The organism is Streptomyces colwelliae (genome assembly GCF_048158785.1).
GTDB lineage: Bacteria > Actinomycetota > Actinomycetes > Streptomycetales > Streptomycetaceae > Streptomyces.
In genome coordinates, this window is sequence record NZ_JBLTJC010000868.1 from 1 (window position 1) to 701 (window position 701).

The following is a 701-nucleotide window of genomic DNA, read 5'->3' on the forward strand; positions in this document are numbered from 1 at the left end:
CGACTACGTAGGCTCCGGACCCCCCACCTACGACGCCGAGCCCACCGCCCTCCCGCTCGCCGACCCGGACGAGCTCGACGATCTCGTCGCGGACACCGTGTTGGACGGGGCGCGGTACGGGGCGAGCACGATCAGGGCTGCTTCCGTGCGCGGGGACTCCGCGAGGTTTCGTGGGGAGCCGCGGCGGGACTCGTTGCTGACCGCGCGGTTCGGGGTCGGGGAGCAGGCGTTGGTGCTGGTGGCGATGGCGACCGGGGCCCGGGCCACGCCCGGAGCGCATCGGGCCGCCGCCGAGGCCTGTGACTGGATCGCGCGTGCCGTGGGGCGGAGTCACGCACGGCTCTCCGAGGACATAAGGGCTGCGCGGCGCGGAGACCTGAAATCCGGGCTGCACCGGCTCACCGACCGCAGCCTCGGCAAGCTCCGCGCCAGCGCCGCCGAACAGGGCATCGATCCGGAGGAGTACTCGGCCGGGTTGCGGTGTCTCCTCCTTCCCGCGCATCCGGAGTGCCGTACCCGCGTCTTCTTCGGGGTCGGGCCCGGTGGGCTGTTCCGGCTGCGGGACGGGGAGTGGCAGGACATCGAACCCTCCGTCGGCGACCTGACCGGCGAGGCCGTCGTCGGGTTCGGGTCGCAGCCCGCCGAGACGCCCGAGGGCGACCGGCTCACCATGGACCTCGGCATCCCGACGCCCCCGAGCC

Annotated in this window: 1 protein-coding gene; it reads left to right on the forward strand. The window is 73.8% G+C overall.

Going from position 1 to position 701, the window contains the following annotated elements; genetic code table 11:
• Positions 1 to 701: protein phosphatase 2C domain-containing protein (locus tag ACNFOC_RS54885; RefSeq protein ID WP_416966381.1), on the forward strand; the 701-nt coding region annotated here is incomplete at both ends.